We start from the raw sequence: 17,541 nt of genomic DNA, 5'->3' as shown, positions 1-17,541 counted from the left end.
CCCATCATTAGATGGAAACCGGGGATTGTTTTTATCAGCTGTGTGCCTGTCCAATCAGCAAAGGAATAACCTTGCCTTTATTGACGTCGATTAGGCCATAATCGGTAATTTTTAGCGCTGGGCTTACAGCTAGGGAATGCGTGCTGATCGACATAATCGGATTATAATGACGATAACCTAAAGCTTTCATCGCATTCAGCAGCCGTTCAACCTCCTGTGCCGTTTGCTCAAGCGGCTCCTCCGTCAGAATGCCGCCGATCGGCAGCCTGAGGCTGGCGAGAATTTCTCCATCCTCCACCGCACAGAAACCGCCCTGATTGGCAATGACCTCATTGGCTGCGAGCATCATATCGACGGGATTATGACCAACGACCAGCAGATTGTGATTATCATGCGAATAGGTCGTCGCCACTGCTCCGCGGCGGATTGTATCCCCGCTAATCAAGCCATAGGCGCGATTGCCGTTTTTTCCGTAACGCTCGAACGTTGCAATAAGTCCACAGCCGCTTTCCTGCCATAGCAATTGTCCGCCCTGCACCTCAACTTCCGCATGGTGCTCCTCAATGAAGGTCGATCCGTCCTTCACCATCATGACCCGGCCGGTATACTTCCCGTCGGCCTCGGCAGAGGATACTTGAAAATCAGCTTCGCTTAATGCGCTCAGCTTCACACTTTCGTAGAAGTGCTGCGGGAACGCCCGCTCGCTTGCCGCTGGCTCATAAGCCTCGTTCGTATCATATACTTTACGGCCGCTCTTGAAGACTTGGCTGACAGTCAGCTCCTGCAAATCGGCCAGCAAGACAAAGTCAGCGATTTTACCGGGTGCAATAACACCGCGGTCATGCATACGCATTCTTTTCGCCGGAGTAAATGTGCTGGCATAGATCGCCTTTTCCGGCTCCAAGCCCATCTTGATCGCTTTGCGCACGATATGGTTAAGATGACCGCGACGCTGGAACGAATCCGGCATTACATCATCAGTTACGAAGCAGAAATGCTCCGATACATCATGCTGAATCAAGTAATCGATCACTTCAGGTGTCATTGATTTCTCCTGCAGCTCAATGAACATGCCCGCGCTAATTCTAGCTTCCATTCCCTCAATGGTTTGATGGGTATGGTCGGAATCAACACCGCTTACGATCATCTGATGCAGATCCAAATCCAACAGCTTCGGTACATGGCCCTCGATGATCAAATGTGGATAGTTGGCCGTGATATGCTTCAGAATCTGATTCGTCTTGCAATCCGGGTCCGTTATCACATCCACATAGTTCATGATTTCCCCTAGACAGATGATGCGCTCCGTACGCAGCAGCTCATCAATGTCCTCGATCTCGATAGATCCGCCTGTCGTCTCCATCGATGTTGCAGGAACTGAGCTCGGAATGGCGTAGAACATGTCCGCTACACAATCCTGACTCGCCTTAATCATTTCCTTAACGCCTTCCAGACCGAACACGTTGGCCATTTCATGAGGCTCTGGTACAATCGTCGTTACCCCGTTTTGAATCAAAGCATGAGAGAACGCCTTCGGCGTAATCATCGAGCTTTCGATATGAAGATGAATATCGATAAGACCCGGTACCATATAACGCCCTTGCCCGTCTACGATTTCCGCAGCTTCGAAGTTTTCTGCCCCTAATTTGCCGATATATATAAATTTTCCATCCAGTACAGCTGCATTTCCGTTCTCAAACCGTTTGAAATAACTGTTGAATATCTGGACGTTTTCGATGAATTGATCTGCACGCATGTTGTCTGCACCTCCAAATAAGCTAAGCTATTCCACTACGATCAATTTCTCTATCGGAAAGTGCACCAGCACCTCTTGACCGCTAATATAAGGTTGTTCCATTTCTTTATTGACAGTAAATTCCCCAAGCTCCGTCTCGATCACATACTGGTAGCTTCGTCCGAGATAAGTGCTTACCTTCACCTTGCCAGGAAGCAAATTAAAATCTACACCCAGTTCCTCCTGCGTACCCAGCTTCAGGTCATCCGGACGAATGGCGCCTTTCAACCCTTTTTGCTCGCCGCGTCCCTCACCATGGAGAGCACGGAAAGTACGGCCTTTCGTCTGCAGCTCAATCACATTGCCATTCTCTTGTCTGCTGTCGAAGGTGATAAAATTGTTGAACCCGATGAAACGTGCTACGAATTCGGTTTTCGGATATTTGAAGATCGTTGACGGCTTATCCAACTGCTCAATAATGCCCTTATTCATAACAGCGACTTGATCCGAAATCGAGAAGCATTCCTCTTGGTCGTGAGAAACGTAGACCGTCGTAATGCCCAGCTCCTGCTGAATCCGGCGGATTTCCACCCTCATATTGACACGGAGATTGGCATCCAAGTTACTAAGCGGCTCGTCAAACAGCAGCAGGTCTGGCTCAATAACAAGGGCGCGCGCTATAGCGACACGTTGTCTTTGGCCGCCGGAGAGCTCCTTGGGAAACCGCTGCTCGAAGCCTGACAAATTGACGATGTCCAGCATTCTGCGGACACGGCGGTCGACATCCGCTTTATTGACCTTCCGCAGGCGAAGACCAAACGCCACGTTATCATAGACCGACAAGTGCGGAAATAGGGCATAGCTCTGGAACACAAAACCAAAGTTGCGCTTGTTGACGGGAACACGCGTGTAATCTTTGCCGTTCAGAGCAAACTTACCCTCTTTGGCATCCAGAAAACCGGCAATCAGACGAAGTGTCGTCGTTTTGCCGCAGCCGCTTGGACCGAGAAGTGAGATGAGACTCCCCTTCTCTACGGACAGATTGAAGTCTTTCAAAATATATTGTTGATCGTAGGATACCGCTATATTTTCTAAAGTTAGCATGGCCATGGACGCAAGCCTCCATTATCGTTTGGTAAAGTAAGATAACCCCATCAGGCGCTCAATAATAAACATCAGCACCGCTGTAAACAGCATAAGCAATACGGAAATCGCTGCAATTGTCGGGTCGAAATTGTTCTCGACATAAAGCAGCATCTGAATCGGGAACGTGCTGATGCCCGGGCCGGTCATGAACACGGAAATGTCCACGTTGTTGAACGACTCCAGGAAAGCGATAAGCACGGCGGCAATAATACCGGATTTAATATTCGGCAAGACGACGGTAAAGAACGTCTTCAATCTGCCTGCGCCGAGGCTTAACGAAGCCTCCTCCACTGCAAAGTCGAAGTTAGCCAAGCTGGAAGCGATAACCCGAATTATGAAAGGCAGCATGATGACGGTATGTCCAATCAGCAGCGCGCTATAGACCGGGAGATTATAGGTGATGATTACATACTTCAGCATCGTAAAGCCGAGTACGATTCCCGGTATAAGTACCGGCGAGATAAAGATCGCGTTCAATGCAGCCTTGCCGCGGAATTGAAACCGGCTTAAGGCATAAGCGGCCGGGAGCCCCAGCAGCAGCGCCAGCAAGTTACCTGCCAGTGACACGAGAATGGAAGTGATGAAAGACGTTTTAAACATCGACACTTCGAAAATATTCTGGTACCACTTTAAAGAAAAACCTTGGGGCGGAAATTTCATTGCACTTCCCGGCTCAAACGACGCGAAAGCAATAATCACCAGCGGCCCAAGCAAAAACAAATAAATGAAAAATGTGAACAGGCCGAGTCCACGGTTTTTTTGCCGCATGTCTTCTACCCCTTCGGATTTAATTTATTAGCCAACATGTTCATGATCATAATGATTACAAACGTGATCACCATCATGATCGTGGCAACGACAGAAGCCAAGTACCAGTCATTCAGCGTAATGGCATTCTGATACAGAAACGTTGAAATGACCTGCTGCTTGCCACCCAGCAATGCCGGAGTCGTATAGGCCGTAAGGCTGCCCACGAATACGAGAATACCGCCAATAATGAGCCCTGGCACGCTGAGCGGAATAACAACCCTGCAGAATGCTGCGAATCGGTTGGCCCCCAAGCTTTCCGCCGCTTTGACCAAGTCTGTATCGATATTTTCCATAACACCAACCAATGTAATAATAATCAGCGGCAAAAACAAATGAATGAGGCCGATCATCATCGCTGTCGGTGTATATAAAATGTTAAGCGGCTCCTGAATAAGACCAACGGACAGGAGCATGTTGTTCAGCAAACCCTTTTTCCCTAAAATAATCGTCCAGCTGAACGACCGAACGACCGAGCTGGTTAGCAGCGGGAAGATCGCAAGTGCGAGCAATAGCGCCTTTTTTCTAGGACTTTGCTGAGAAATAAAGTACGCTGTTGGAAATCCGAGCAGCATGCATATTGCAGTGGTCACCAAGCTGACGCGCAAGGTTGTCCATAGGATTTTCAGAAAGTAAGGGTCTTTGAAAAAGTAAAGATAACCTTCAACTGTGAACCGGCCCTCATGATAAAAGGTCGAGCCTACCGTCAGGAGTATCGGTATCACCATGAAGGCAGCCAAGAACACCAGTCCTGGCAGAAGCAATAAAGTCAAATATGATTTCTTCATGTCACGGTTCTCCTGTTCTTAATTTCGCTCGCCGCGCAATGTGCGGATGAAAAGTTCGAGGAATTCCTCTGCCGCCACATTCAGGCACACATGAACGTTCGGCTGTTGCAATAACCGGTTTTGAAAATCACATACGGTTTGGCCATCGCACAGCTCGCTGCGGGTTTCTACATCTACAAAATGATGCTTGGTGACGACCAGTTCCGGATTCAGTGCTACGGCAACTGCAAGCGGGTCATGCATCGCACATGCCCGAACCCCGTTACGCTCTTGATAACGCTGCATGTAATCTGCGGTGCTCTCTCTTACGTAATTCGCCAGCGGTGAATCGCCCATGGAATCGATATGCGCTTCCGTAAGCAGCGCCTTGCGGGTGACATCCAGACTGACGAGCGTTAGTGAAGAGAATCCGGCTTTGAATACGAGCTTGGCCGCTTCCGGATCTACATATATGTTGTACTCAGCCGTTGGCGTTACATTGCCGAAGCCTTGAACAACCCCGCCCATTACAACAACCTCTTTCACTTGCTGAACCAGTTCGGGATATTTCATAACGGCAAGAGCCAGATTGGTTAACGGAGCCGTCATGACCAGCGTAACCTCACCCGGATGCTTGCGAACCTGGTCGATGATGAAATCAACCGCATGGCCTTCCTCCGCTTGCTTATGAACAGACATGTCGCTTAGTGCCCCGCCGAGTCCATCCTTCCCATGCACCCGATGCTCGAAATAACTGCTGCGAAGAATTGGTTTGTCCGCACCCTGAATGACTGGAATATGCTCTGCTCCGGCCAGCTGCAGAACTTTGCATGTATTGACCGTGGCTTGTTCCAAAGAAACATTGCCGTTCACCGTTGTGATTCCGAGAATATCCAGCTTGCCGCTCTGAACAGCCAGCAGAATGCCTAATGCATCATCCACCCCAGTATCTACATCAAGAATAACCTTCTTGTTCATCTCGTTCCCCTCCCATTCAGGAAACGAGACAAGAGTATGAATACTCTTGTCTCCCTATTGCTTCCTCTTATTGCGTAACTTCACGGCTGAACCGATCGATCCAGTTTTTCAAGTTTGCGTTTACGTTCTTCATATCCAGCATGTGCAGCTTATTAATCGTTTCCGCACCATACGTAATGCCTTCAGCTTCTTCAGCTGTCAAATTCAATGTTGTATTAACTGGGGAATCGATCTTAGCCTTAGCAGACTTCTCTTGAATCTCTTTGCTCAGGTGCCAGTTGATGAAGTCTTCCGCCAGTTCTTTGTTCTTGCTGCCTTTTACGATATTGACCGTATTCATAATCGCATAGCCGCCTTCTTTTGGCGCCAAGAATTTCGTATCAGGCACAGCTTCCTTCAAGTCCTTCACATACATTTCCATGATCGGGCCAGCAACAATCTCCCCTTGGGAGTACATGTTCACGAATTCCGAAGTTTTGCTGTAGTATTTCACGACCGACGGGTTCAGCTCTTTCAGCTTAGCCATCGCCTGATCTTCATTAAAAGTAGCATTACCAGCTGCGATCGAAGCTGCATCGAGAATCATCGGGCCAGAAGTTGACGTAATATTAGGCAATGTAATCTTGCCTGCCAGTTCAGGGCTCCACAGATCCTTCCATGAAGTCAACTCTTTGCCTACTTCTTTGGAGTTATAAGCAATTCCCAATTGTCCAATCGTATAAGCAGGACCGTAATCCTCGCCCAGCGGAGCTTTGGCTACATCATAAATATCGTTCAAGTTCGGAATGCGGCTGCGGTCGATTTTCTCGAACAGGCCTGCTTCAATTCCTTGCTGTGCATAATAATCGGAAAGATAGATCAAATCGACGGAAGAGCCGCCTGTTTTCACTTTATTGAGACGATCGGCGTTGTTCCCATCCTCGACAACGATTTTAACGTTGTGCTCCTTTTCGAATGGCGCATACACTTCCTTATTAAAGAAGTCAGCCGAAAAACCCCAAGTCGAGATAACCAGCTTTGTCGGATCACCTTTTGCCGGTGTATTTCCCGCACCGTTTGGTTCATTGCTTTTACTACTGCATCCCGTAGCTATCAGTCCTGCTATTGTTAATACTGCCAAGCCCTTTACCCATTTGTGTCTCATCCGTTTTCTTCCTCCCCTAATGGTCATGCTCTATGATGGTCAATCTTTAAACCCTAATGAACTAGCCTGCTTATTATTGGTGCGGGCCTCTAAACTATACACTTTCGCAAAAAAATTCCATAAAAAAAAGCACACTTGTAATAGAAAGAAATCTTCTAAACAAGAGCACTTTTCGTTGTAAACAACATAAAGAGACATCCGTCTAACCTATTCGGTTCTCTCTTAAGATAAATCAAAAGAGAAACTCCGATGACCTATTCGGTTTCAACCAGTATGACATTCGTTATTGCCCATTGAGTCGTAGGATCATAGTCCCTTAAAACCGCCTCAATGTCCAGTCCCAGCTCCTGCTCCAGCCTCTCGCGAACTTTCTTCTTGTAGATGGAGGACATATGGTAATCCACCTCATGCTTCAAGGATGGAACCTCTCCCTCTAACGCAGAGGAACGCGGCGACCTGCGATGCTTGGCTTGGATCGTTATCATCTGATGATTCATGGACACCTTCAGCATCGTCGTGCCAAACCCGAATAGCTCTTTGGCAACCTCATTGTAAATGTGACTGAGCTTCTTCCTGTTCTCGTTAGAGTCGATCAGGGGCATGAGATCACCTTCTGAAATAAAATAAAACATTAATAAAACTAGTATTCATATCGTACATAAGAATTTCTAATAAATCAAGAGATAGTTCGGTTTTCAGATGAAAAAAAGCAAAAAAAATCATTTTTTTCGCCCAGAAACGACTTAATTAACGAAGGATGTAAGGTTACACATTCAGAGTATCAAGAATTATTATAAAAACGATCGGATTATCATGCTATAACCGAACAATTCTTCTATAGCGCAAATCCCCAACCACGTCTTCCCACTCCAGCTCCTGACTGTAAGGGTCACGATAATAGGCGGCCACTGGCAAATAACCGACCAGAATTCCCGATCCGCCGCAGATCAAATTGCCCCCGTCTCCCCCTTTAGGCATAAGCTGCCCTTCACGAGTCGTCCATTCATACTGATAAGGATCTCCGGAAAATAGTAAGCCAAAGGCATTCGGCAGGCACAGATCGTATTCTCTGGAGCCGTCTTCCTCAACTAACTCCTCAAAGTGTTTAAACTTCATATTATAATGGAAGCTGTCACCCCACGGAAACAAAGTCCGGCAGCCGCCGCCATAGCTATATTCCCATTCCTCTTCCGTAAGGATGCCAAATCCTTCATGATGTATGTTGGCTATTACTTGCTCACTGGTCAGATCTTCGTTGAACAAATAAAGAATAATTTCCTCATCTTGCCGAACGAGACGAAAATGCTGAGAGCGCTCATATTCGCTATAAGTAGTAGTACGGAATTTCGCCAGCTCTTCCTCTACCTCCAGGTCGCCAAGCAATGGCAGGTCCTGCAGCGGAACCTGCTGCCAGCCGACTGAACGAGCGGCTCGCTCCACGAGCATAGCTCCAATAGCGGCTTGTCTTACCGGTGACATCTGGTCGCGAAGAAATTGGTCTGTATCCTCGACATCATACTCGCTAATTGATTCGAGCAGGTCTTCCCGGGTGGCATCATCCATGCCATGTTCCCAGCTTTCCCAACCCAAAGTGACCTGATCGCCAGGTACAAAGACAAATTCTGATTCTTTATATGTGAAAATCCCCGTTTCATTGGTGACTCCATAACGCTGAAAGGTGTTGAGCCCTTGGTACACAAAGCCATTGGGCAGCTCTCTAATAAGCCCGTGCATTGCGGCTTCCTTCTCTTCACTGGTCAATTCACTCCATGTGTGACGTTTCATTCCGATCATCTGAATCCCCTTCCTTTCCGGTGAACCAATTGTTTTGCAATAACGTCTCGCTTCTATTAATCTTAACGTATATTAATAGCCGACAAGAATAGGAGCAATTACTTATGAATTGGGACACTTTATTTGATAAAAAATATGAAATGCTTCCGGGTCTGGAGAACGCTGAGCTGGAGCAATTCCAGAATAGCTGGCATAAGCCGATGAACGACTTGGAGATACAGGAAATCGTCAGCCGGCAGCGCAATCCTTTTCCTGTTAACGATCCGCTGTATGGAAGGTACACGCCATTTGATCCATCGTTATGGTCGATTCCACAGAAGGCGCTGCCTGCCAGCTATCTTGAATTTCTTCGCTATTCCAATGGCGGAGAGTTTGGGAATGGCGACCGCCACTTTCAATTCTTCAGCGCAGAGGAGCTACGATCCATGATGCTCGCGTATGAATTCCCGGAATATATGCCGGACGCGGTGCCATTCGCCATGGACGGGTGCGGCAATCACTATGTTTGGGATATGCGTAGTGATCGGGATGACGGGGAATATCCGATTCTGGTGGCGTCTTCCGGCAATCTCGGTTATGAGGATTGTATACAGATTGCAGATTCGTTCGTGGAATTATGCCTTGGGACTACCTCTGCGGATGAGGAGCTGCACGGGTAGTTAGAGCTCTCTATAGTAGCCTCTGCAATAAACCGTTTTATTCGGCTTTATTAGAATTAAGACGGAATTGATGATATCAGATGAAGAGATGATGAGATTAACCCAGCTAATAAATAACAGAAGTGATTTGATATCGCCTGATACAAAAAATGAAATGATCAGCGGAACAACGGATAAAGCGATGAAAGGCAAGCTCATAAAGATCCAAAATCTCATTTTTGATAGAATCGCATTCGTATTCATCCAAAAAAATATGCCTCTAAACGTTAAGCTAATATCGCCTTTATTTTTTATTACTACTATATGAAGGGCTTCATGTACAATAAATATAACTAAGATGATTGGGATTAGCGGGAAGTTTGTGAGCGCAAGATTCTCCCCTAGCCAGCTCGGCGCTAGAAAAGAAACAGCCATCAGAAGATAGACAAACTTCATAAAATGATGGCGAAACCAATCGTTAGAGATGAAAGGTTTCCATTCCATTATATCCAGATCCGCCTCTGGTAGATGGCGGAACCATAGTATCATGACTAACCTCCTCTTCCCTGCCAACAACAGTTCAGGATTACTTGACTGTGTGTCTCTCAAATATGATTTTGATTTCATCTAAAAACTTAATCGTCATTTTTATAACTTCAACAATATTGTTTTGCCGCTCTCTTGTTGTAGTGTATTTACCAATACTAAAAGCGGCTGACCCGTTATTATAACGCTTTATTCCAGAATCAATTTGGCTTGGCGAAAAGTTATGAGTAATATCGTTTCGTTGTTCTATAAATTTATTGAATGCTTCTGAGTCCTGTACACCTCTTATACATTCATATAAATCAGGATTTATTTTCTCAATTCTATCTAACACTTTGTATCTAGATATATACTTAATAGAAATTTTAAATTCGTAATAAACATTATAGAAATGAGATAAAGTATCCCAAGCTGAGATAAACTTAAAATATAAAATATCAGCATAGTAGTCATACATATGCTTTATATAGTAATGCTTATCTTCAAACTCAGTGTAATACTGAATAGACTCCCCATTATCTCCAGGTGACTTATGCCAATTATCATCTGGAATGCCCATATTATAATAATGAGTTAGAAATATATAAGTTTGCCTAACCTCACCTAGTCTATTGTTGAACAGCATGAGCCAATCCTTGCGCTCTTGAGAAACAATCAAATCAATTGCTTTCGTAGGACTAGGAAAATTTATCTCCACTGATAATTTGTTAAGACTGATTTCACCTGCAATTTTTCTCCATTCCTCGCCAGAAGGGTAACTTAGATAATCAACCAGCAATCAGTTCTTCCTCCAATCTCATGTAATTACAGATTTCATTAAAACATTACATTTAATCAAATTATTCTTCACTTTTAGCAGCACTGCATCTCGCAAAATACTCGATCAAAGCGGAGCTGTGCCAGATCATCTTCATGAATCCAATAATAGATCCGGCCAACATCGCCCCACATGATGCCTGTCTTCTCTTCTTCAGAGTCAATTTGCAAGAGCAGCCGCCACTTTATTGCGGAATTTATAAACTCAGTCTTGTCCAATTCATCATCAGTATAGGAACCATATGCGATTTCACAACTTCTTTGCATATCTCCTTGAACGGGATCCGGATGTCCCATAAAACGGTTAATGTATCCCTCTCGTTGCCACAACTTTTCTGTTTTCGGTAAAAAAATCTCCCAATACTTATCGAAATCCTCCCGTTCTCCATTCCAACCCAATCCTACACTCTCCAAATAGGCTGATTCAGCCGCTGGAACAGATAAATTCGGTATAAATGAAATACTGTTAGGTTTCATCATCGCTCCTGCTGCATTTAACGTACCAGGAGAGCTCCTACGGACTATGTACTCGAGCTGATCAGGACTCGTATAGATAACACGACTAGTATGCGGATCACCATAAAAATCCGGGTCCTCATACATTCCCTCAACGCCATAAAAAAATGAAAGCAAACCGGCGGATGGAAGCGACAGATTGGTTGGACATTCCGCCAAATTAATTTGAGCAATAAAGGTCATATCATAGCCTTTCCATTTTGGCCACTCCACCTCTTCCAGAAGATCAGGGTCCCCTCCAACTTTGCTCTCGCCTATTTGAAGTAGTTCATCTGACTTCGGCTCCAGTATTAATTGTGCCGTTGGAAATATCCATTGAGCGAATGACGTTTTATATTGTTCCAATCCTGATTGTTCAAGCAAATCGAGAATTTCCTGTGCACTCATTTCATTTCCCTCCACAATAAATAAATTAATTGGTTAGCTATAATGTTTGTTTCGACATTTTTCCAGAGAATTCCTGCCATTATTCACGCCCCTAGCTAACGAGATGTAAAAAAGCCGCCCAATTAGGCGGCTCAATCGAAGAATGTTGTTATTGTAAATGATTAATTACTGGTTTAAAGCGAAAACTTTGATTTGTTCTCCGATCTGCCCAATCCAGATTTCGCCGTTACCAACCATAACACCTTTCCAATTGACGACTACTTTATCTGCTTTTTGAGCTAAAAGCTTTTTCTTAATTTTAGCAGTCATGATTTTGTCGTATTTAGCCATAAACTCTTTCTTGCTTTTGATTTCGAGTCCGTTATGATTCACTGTCAATGGGAACGCTATGCTAATAGCCACTTCAGATTTATTGCCTTTACTGACGTCCTTCTGAAGCTTGTTTAGGAAATGTTCAAATTCAATTGCATTTTTGATACCGGCGGCTTCATAAGGATTGTTAATGACATTAACAGCAATAACACCGAGCTTGTTGTCCTGTTTACCGATCCACAAGTCCCCTTCTCCCACCATAATACCTTTCCAATTCACGAAAACCTTATCTGCCTTTTGAGCCAGCAGCTGCTCGCGAACACGGGAAGTGAAGATTCGATCATATTTCTTAATAAATTCATCCTTATTCGAAATTGCATAAGTTTTGTTGTCTTTGTTCAAATTCATCGGGTAGGAGATCAGCTTGGCTACTTCTTCCGGTTTATTATCCTTTACGGCTTTCTGTAGTTTGGCGTAATAAGTCGTGAATTCTGCAGGGTCGTCAATGCCAGCAACGTAATAAGGATTCTTAATGTCTGCTTTCGTTATAGCAGCAGGTGCTGCAGCAGTTGTACCTTGGTTAGCCCAAGCTTGCCCGGAAAATGTAGCGAGAACGATTGATGCACTCAAAATAATTGCGGCTTTTTTCACACTGATGTTTGTCATGTTGTTACCTCCAAGTCAATTTATACTCAGAGTATATAATTTAGATGTGTCCACCAGGTGTATTTCGAATGTATGTTGAGGGTCTTTTTAGTGGATGGTGCTGCGTTACTGTGGGTAATTAGAGGTTGCTAAAGCAGTTAGAAATATTAATACATTATTCTTTGCTTACAACTTGTATGATTTTCTCTCCTTTAATACAAGAGGCAATTGAGTAATATCTGGGGCCCGTATTATTTTTTTCTGGTTTCGGATGGTGAGGTAAATGGATAGCATTTTGAACATCTAAATAGTAAAATCGATATGGTTCATCTTTCTCGAAACCAAATGCTCCAGTGGATCGATCTGACACGTATCCTTTGATTCGCATTGCAAATTCAGGATCAAGTCCCTCTAACATTAGTGATAACGAAGGCATTGTCGGATCGAAAACTACGATATCCCTTATCTTGTACAGATACTCCATTTCCCCTCCACCAGCCATTCGAAATGTAATATATATAGGGGTTTTATAGATGTTACTGTCAGGACAAGCGTGAATCCCATGGATCTTAGTGAGTTCATAGGTTTTGCCTGCTGCAACGGAAAGGACCTCAATCTCATAATAATGCATTTCTTTATCGACTCCCCGCAAAAAATCAATATATTCATTGATGATTCGATACTCTGGCATACTATGTTTTCGCAAAAAAGAAACTAAAATACCAATGAGTTCGAACCATGTCATACTTATAAATTTCATTTCCGGTTTATGCATTACTCTATTTTTTGTTAGTGTAATTCCTATTTTAGGAACCCCCTCATCCATAGGAAAGTATTGTCGATCCAGATAAGAAGATAACTGTGCCTCAATAGCCTGATACTGCGCAGTGACTTTAATGCTTTTCGCTTCAATAATCAAAGCAAATTTTTTGATGCGTCCTTTAACAAATGTCAACGTAATATCACGCCGAATTGGCATAGAACCAGTAGAAACTAATTCTGCATCCACCTGAACATAATCAATGTCTTTTAATCTGGGACATCCGGGTATATGTAGAATAAAGTGAACGATTAATTCTGGAAATTCCGAGAATAAATAGGCTAATCCTTTAGTCTGTTTTGTTTCATTATCTCCGTCAATAAGGTCGAAAAAGGAGGCATTTTTACGATACAACCGAAATGAAGTTTTCAAACAATTACACCTCCGCAGTATATAACTTAAACAATAATAATTCTATTATTACAATAATAGCTGTTTTCTTCAACAATATAAGATCTGCTCTATAATTATTAAAGGCAAGACTTAAAATCGCGGTCAAGGAATACTATACACGATATTCCTTTGTTTAACATTGTCAAGCAACTCCGGTAAAAAACGAATAAAAAAGCACTCTAATGGAGGCAAATGCCTGCAAAAAAAGTGCTTCTCCATGGAACATCTATCTACCAGCGCTAACTATTGCCGAACGATTGCTTTTCCACCTGAGATAATAAATATGAAGATATGTGTTACCTCGTATCCTCCGTCTACAGCAGTGATCTCTGAAGGTGCAAATCCGGTCGGATACGTTCTACTAAAACCCTCAACATATATCATAATATTTATGTCCTTATCAGGGAATTTATCGTAAAAGATTTTGCCTAATCCATCCGCCCAAGATTGGTATGTGCTTTTAGTATAAGAGAAACTTTTAGAATAGGATTGATAGCCATCAACATCCACCCGATTAAACAAAACAATGGTTCCGTCCTCATCCACAAAATAATCCCAATTGTCTTCTAAAGGGATGTTACCAGGAATACTCGTCATGGACTTATCAAGTATACCCGCTAGGATATCGCCTAACTCATCATTTTCTATGCTTCCATTAGTATCGGAACTCGCAGGATATGACGATAACGGTGAAGTCGTAATATTATTAAACTCTTTCCCCGAAATCTCTTGAATCATCGGGAGGGCTCCAATTATAGATACTGCGTAATTTAAATTAGCATTACTATCATCCCTGCCCATGCTTGTGATCCCTACTAATTGTCCTTTATCATTAAACAACCCGCCTCCGGAGCTGCCGTGATCAATTGGAACGCTAATTTGAATATAACCCACACCTGCTGTTGTAATGATATTACTGATTACACCTTCAGAAACCGTATTCTGTATGCCTTTCGGACTTCCTATTGCGACAACTTTATCTCCTTTTACCAGCTCTTTTGGATTCCCTATTTCCCCTGAAGACCATGCTGTCGTTTTACTACTGAGTTTAATAAGGGCAAGGTCGGCTGCTTTATTTGCGGATATAACCCCGCCTATCGGGTACTTGTTACCCTTAATATCCAATAGATAGCCATTTTTCTGTCCTTCGATAACATGGTAGTTGGTAACAAACACGCCGTCGCCTAAGCTAACAGCGCTGCCTTGCGCGGTGTCCATAATGACCATTGCTACCTTACTATCATTTATTTCCGTAATTTTCTTTGTGCTAATTTCTGTCGTTAAGTTGTTAGTCGGGTATGGAAGGATTATATTCGAAGATACTGGTGGCTTTGTAGTTACCGGGATTGTACCCCCACCTGATGAATCCGAGAATGGATCATTTACATATATAATATGAGTATTACCATCAATTTTTGTAATCTTATAGCCTGTTGACTCTGTCAAAAAACGCAGCGGAACATAATTTGTTCCATCTGCGGATATCGGATTTTTAGACATTGTCTTTGATTTCCCGTTCACGAAGGCTTTATTATCACCACCCTTATACACAATGTGTGTATCTCTTTTGCTAGCAACAATCGTCTTAGTAGCACTATCGTAAGAGATTTGAAATCCCATGGCTTTCATAATGTCTTTGTATGGGACAAACGTAACATTGTCTTTAGCGATAGTCTTAGGTGCTGCTAGTTTTCCATCCACATAAACTTGATATACACCTTCAGCCGCATTTACTTTTCCGCCTACACCTAACGTTAGAAATAATGTTACTGAAAGTATTAGAGCTATCATTCCAAATTTTTGCATATAAATTCCTCCCAATTTAAACTCTCCTCTAATTAGCCGTATCTCTATTTCATGCTTTAGCAACATTTATTTTAGAAATCACATTTTTTTCATCGATTCGATAGACAATACCTGCGCCAGCATATAAAAATTTATCCATTTTGTTCGCGTCCGACAATGTAATGGAATGTAAAAGTGATAGATCGGAAGCTTTATAGATCTCTAGTTTCTTATTGTTATACAGCATTACGGTCTGATCACTCGCTGTCTGAAACTCAAATTCCCCAAAGGTTAGCTGCTGCATCGTACCTTTTCGGTCAATTAAGAAGAATTTCTTCCCTATCCTTACACCAAACTTTGTAAATGTACCTTCCCCAATCTGATACTGATCATCAAACGTAGACTGGCCCGCTTGTCCTGCCAGTTCCTTACTCCACACTTTTTTGCCCGTTTGATCTTTTGTGAAAAAAGTCGCTTTGCCCGTTGCACTATTATATTTGTAGAAAACAACGAGGCCCTCCGGGGTAATCCCTGCGTAGTAACCCTCGTCATGATTGAAATTAAGCGCGAACTTTAATTTCATGGAATCATCATAGAAGGAAAATCGGGAGGCTTGTTTGCCAATGATATTTCTGGTGACTATATAACCGTTATGATAGCCTAGTATAAAGCTCTTCCATTCTCTTTTATCTTTTAATTGACCTTTAGCATCATACGTATAGGTAACAATTTTTTCTGATGCGGTCTCCAGGTAAGTTACGATATTGCCATTGTTTAATACGAATAAGCCTGCGTTAGCACGAATTTTCTCTTTATATGCTTTTTCCCACAGCTTCTTGCCCGCATCATTGTAGGCAGTAAGCTTATACACATCGATACCGGAACTATTTCTGGTAGCGGTCATCATATAGGCATTTCCTTTATTATCAACTTGAGCATACAGGCCGAAGAATGAATATCCCATATTGGAATTCCCCAAGTAATCAATAGTTGCCTTATGTTTTCCTGTATTTGTATTGACAATATGTAATCTATTATTTGAGAAATAATATAAATTACTGTTACGAACTAATGTACTGGATGAGGTAATATAGTCATAGAATCCTTCCTCCACAATAGGATCGGTATAGCTCCAATCCGCTTCTGGCATACTCGTCCATGAGCGTGCCAATACTTGTGTGGGTAATAGCAGCAATACAACAATCAATGTACCTAGTAATAATTTCCTAGCATTCATTTCCTTAAACGGCCTCCTAAGATGTAAATAATTATATAATACGCATATATATATACTACACCAATTTTCATGTTAATATTTATTTTAAAAATATTTCTAGAGAATTACCACTCATTATTAGGAGATCTATATTCCTATATTTTCATGTAAGCTGCTGTTAAATTCTCTTGAAAGGAAAAAAACTGCACCTCCAATGTTAGATGGTATCTAACAATTGGGATGCAGTTCAATTAAGGCGGCCTTAATCCATTCATATATTGTAGAATCCAATTATTGATTTAGTGCGAATACTTTGATATGTTCCCCGGTCTGTCCAATCCACAGTTCACCGTCGCCCACCATAACACCTTTCCAACTGACGACTACTTTGTCCGCTTTTTGAGCTAATAACTTCTTCTTAATGTTAGCCGTCATGATCTTGTTGTAGTTGGCAATAAACTCTTTCTTGGACTTGATTTCGATACTTTTTCCGTTATGATTCACTTTCAATGGGAACGCTATGCTGTTGGCCACTTCAGATTTATTGCCTTTGCAGACGTCCTTCTGAAGCTTGCTTAAGAAATGCTCAAATTCGATTGCGTTTTTAATTCCTGCTGCTTCGTACGGATTGTTAATGATATTAACGGCAATAACGCCTAGTTTATTGTCCAGCTTACCAATCCACAAGTCCCCTTCTCCCACCATAATTCCTTTCCAGTTCACAAATACCTTATCGGCTTTTTGAGCCAGCAGCTGCTCGCGAACACGGGAAGTGAAGATTCGATCGTATTTCTTAATAAATTCATCCTTATTCGAAATCACAAATGTTTTGCCGTCTTTGTTCAGGTTCATTGGGTAAGATACCAGCTTGGCTACTTCTTCCGGTTTATTATCCTTAACTGCTTTCTGTAGTTTGGCATAATAAGTCGTGAACTCTGCAGGGTTGTCAATGCCAGCAACGTAATAAGGATTGTTGGTGTCTGCTTTCGTTATAGCAGCAGGTGTTGAAGCAGTTGTACCTTGGTTAGCCCAAGCTTGCCCGGAAAATGTAGCTAATACGATTGATGCACTCAGAATAATTGCGGCTTTTTTCATG

At 42.9% G+C, this 17,541-nt stretch carries 17 protein-coding genes; 1 reads left to right on the top strand and 16 read right to left on the bottom strand.

Features of this window, described 5'->3' with window-relative positions:
* Positions 1 to 34: 34 nt before the first annotated feature.
* The 8 genes from IEX98_RS27120 to IEX98_RS27085 form a co-directional block, all read right to left on the bottom strand.
* The gene (locus IEX98_RS27120; RefSeq protein WP_188892821.1) at positions 35 to 1,756 is read right to left on the bottom strand and encodes an adenine deaminase; all 1,722 of its coding nucleotides are present in this window, start codon (positions 1,754 to 1,756) and stop codon (positions 35 to 37) included.
* 27 nt (positions 1,757 to 1,783) lie between these two features.
* Positions 1,784 to 2,845 (bottom strand): ABC transporter ATP-binding protein, encoded by a 1,062-nt coding sequence (locus IEX98_RS27115; RefSeq protein ID WP_188892820.1) that lies wholly within the window; start codon positions 2,843 to 2,845, stop codon positions 1,784 to 1,786.
* A gap of 15 nt (positions 2,846 to 2,860) precedes the next feature.
* Positions 2,861 to 3,649, bottom strand: coding sequence for an ABC transporter permease (locus tag IEX98_RS27110; protein WP_188892819.1), 789 nt, complete (start codon positions 3,647 to 3,649; stop codon positions 2,861 to 2,863).
* Positions 3,650 to 3,654: 5 nt separating this feature from the next.
* A complete protein-coding gene (locus IEX98_RS27105; protein ID WP_188892818.1) occupies positions 3,655 to 4,476 on the bottom strand; it encodes an ABC transporter permease in 822 nt (273 codons plus the stop codon).
* A gap of 18 nt (positions 4,477 to 4,494) precedes the next feature.
* A complete protein-coding gene (locus tag IEX98_RS27100; protein ID WP_188892817.1) occupies positions 4,495 to 5,433 on the bottom strand; it encodes a nucleoside hydrolase in 939 nt (312 codons plus the stop codon).
* Positions 5,434 to 5,500: 67 nt separating this feature from the next.
* Positions 5,501 to 6,577, bottom strand: a complete 1,077-nt coding sequence (locus IEX98_RS27095; RefSeq protein ID WP_188892816.1) for an ABC transporter substrate-binding protein — start codon at positions 6,575 to 6,577, stop codon at positions 5,501 to 5,503.
* Positions 6,578 to 6,831: 254 nt separating this feature from the next.
* Positions 6,832 to 7,179: a Na-translocating system protein MpsC family protein gene (locus IEX98_RS27090; RefSeq protein WP_155985748.1), complete on the bottom strand. Its 348-nt coding sequence runs from the start codon at positions 7,177 to 7,179 to the stop codon at positions 6,832 to 6,834.
* A 214-nt stretch (positions 7,180 to 7,393) separates the two neighbouring features.
* Entirely contained in the window at positions 7,394 to 8,371 is a 978-nt protein-coding gene (locus tag IEX98_RS27085) for a hypothetical protein (protein ID WP_188892815.1), read from the bottom strand.
* Positions 8,372 to 8,475: 104 nt separating this feature from the next.
* Between IEX98_RS27085 and IEX98_RS27080 the strand changes: the two genes are divergently transcribed.
* Positions 8,476 to 9,030, top strand: a complete 555-nt coding sequence (locus tag IEX98_RS27080) for an SMI1/KNR4 family protein (RefSeq protein WP_188892814.1) — start codon at positions 8,476 to 8,478, stop codon at positions 9,028 to 9,030.
* On the opposite strand, the gene IEX98_RS27075 is transcribed toward IEX98_RS27080, so the two are convergent.
* From IEX98_RS27075 to IEX98_RS27040, 8 genes are all read right to left on the bottom strand, one after another.
* Entirely contained in the window at positions 9,031 to 9,558 is a 528-nt protein-coding gene (locus tag IEX98_RS27075; RefSeq protein WP_188892813.1) for a DUF3267 domain-containing protein, read from the bottom strand.
* Between the two features lie 37 nt (positions 9,559 to 9,595).
* Positions 9,596 to 10,333 carry a Cthe_2314 family HEPN domain-containing protein gene (locus IEX98_RS27070; protein WP_188892812.1) on the bottom strand — a complete coding sequence of 246 codons (738 nt, stop codon included), beginning with the start codon at positions 10,331 to 10,333 and terminating at the stop codon, positions 9,596 to 9,598.
* 74 nt (positions 10,334 to 10,407) lie between these two features.
* Positions 10,408 to 11,274 (bottom strand): YwqG family protein, encoded by an 867-nt coding sequence (locus IEX98_RS27065; RefSeq protein WP_188892811.1) that lies wholly within the window; start codon positions 11,272 to 11,274, stop codon positions 10,408 to 10,410.
* 165 nt (positions 11,275 to 11,439) lie between these two features.
* Positions 11,440 to 12,252 carry a hypothetical protein gene (locus IEX98_RS27060; RefSeq protein ID WP_188892810.1) on the bottom strand — a complete coding sequence of 271 codons (813 nt, stop codon included), beginning with the start codon at positions 12,250 to 12,252 and terminating at the stop codon, positions 11,440 to 11,442.
* 154 nt (positions 12,253 to 12,406) lie between these two features.
* Positions 12,407 to 13,423 (bottom strand): hypothetical protein, encoded by a 1,017-nt coding sequence (locus IEX98_RS27055; protein ID WP_188892809.1) that lies wholly within the window; start codon positions 13,421 to 13,423, stop codon positions 12,407 to 12,409.
* Positions 13,424 to 13,687: 264 nt separating this feature from the next.
* Entirely contained in the window at positions 13,688 to 15,250 is a 1,563-nt protein-coding gene (locus IEX98_RS27050) for a stalk domain-containing protein (protein ID WP_229692419.1), read from the bottom strand.
* A 49-nt stretch (positions 15,251 to 15,299) separates the two neighbouring features.
* Complete coding sequence (locus IEX98_RS27045) at positions 15,300 to 16,466, bottom strand: hypothetical protein (RefSeq protein WP_188892808.1); 1,167 nt, start codon at positions 16,464 to 16,466, stop codon at positions 15,300 to 15,302.
* 270 nt (positions 16,467 to 16,736) lie between these two features.
* Positions 16,737 to 17,541, bottom strand: an 805-nt coding sequence (locus IEX98_RS27040; RefSeq protein WP_188892807.1) for a hypothetical protein, incomplete at its 5' end; no start/stop codon positions are given.

This window comes from Paenibacillus radicis (ex Gao et al. 2016), from assembly GCF_014641555.1.
Classification (GTDB): Bacteria; Bacillota; Bacilli; order Paenibacillales; family Paenibacillaceae; genus Pristimantibacillus; species Pristimantibacillus radicis.
Note: the sequence above shows the minus strand (reverse complement) of the source record. Positions and strands in the feature narration are given on the sequence as shown.

Coding starts and splice junctions, on each gene's coding strand:
- IEX98_RS27120 (WP_188892821.1), bottom strand. CDS start 1,756: ATGCGTGCAGATCAATTCATCGAAAACGTCCAGATATTCAACAGTTAT.
- IEX98_RS27115 (WP_188892820.1), bottom strand. CDS start 2,845: ATGGCCATGCTAACTTTAGAAAATATAGCGGTATCCTACGATCAACAA.
- IEX98_RS27110 (WP_188892819.1), bottom strand. CDS start 3,649: ATGCGGCAAAAAAACCGTGGACTCGGCCTGTTCACATTTTTCATTTAT.
- IEX98_RS27105 (WP_188892818.1), bottom strand. CDS start 4,476: ATGAAGAAATCATATTTGACTTTATTGCTTCTGCCAGGACTGGTGTTC.
- IEX98_RS27100 (WP_188892817.1), bottom strand. CDS start 5,433: ATGAACAAGAAGGTTATTCTTGATGTAGATACTGGGGTGGATGATGCA.
- IEX98_RS27095 (WP_188892816.1), bottom strand. CDS start 6,577: ATGAGACACAAATGGGTAAAGGGCTTGGCAGTATTAACAATAGCAGGA.
- IEX98_RS27090 (WP_155985748.1), bottom strand. CDS start 7,179: ATGCCCCTGATCGACTCTAACGAGAACAGGAAGAAGCTCAGTCACATT.
- IEX98_RS27085 (WP_188892815.1), bottom strand. CDS start 8,371: ATGATCGGAATGAAACGTCACACATGGAGTGAATTGACCAGTGAAGAG.
- IEX98_RS27080 (WP_188892814.1), top strand. CDS start 8,476: ATGAATTGGGACACTTTATTTGATAAAAAATATGAAATGCTTCCGGGT.
- IEX98_RS27075 (WP_188892813.1), bottom strand. CDS start 9,558: ATGATACTATGGTTCCGCCATCTACCAGAGGCGGATCTGGATATAATG.
- IEX98_RS27065 (WP_188892811.1), bottom strand. CDS start 11,274: ATGAGTGCACAGGAAATTCTCGATTTGCTTGAACAATCAGGATTGGAA.
- IEX98_RS27060 (WP_188892810.1), bottom strand. CDS start 12,252: ATGACAAACATCAGTGTGAAAAAAGCCGCAATTATTTTGAGTGCATCA.
- IEX98_RS27050 (WP_229692419.1), bottom strand. CDS start 15,250: ATGCAAAAATTTGGAATGATAGCTCTAATACTTTCAGTAACATTATTT.
- IEX98_RS27045 (WP_188892808.1), bottom strand. CDS start 16,466: ATGAATGCTAGGAAATTATTACTAGGTACATTGATTGTTGTATTGCTG.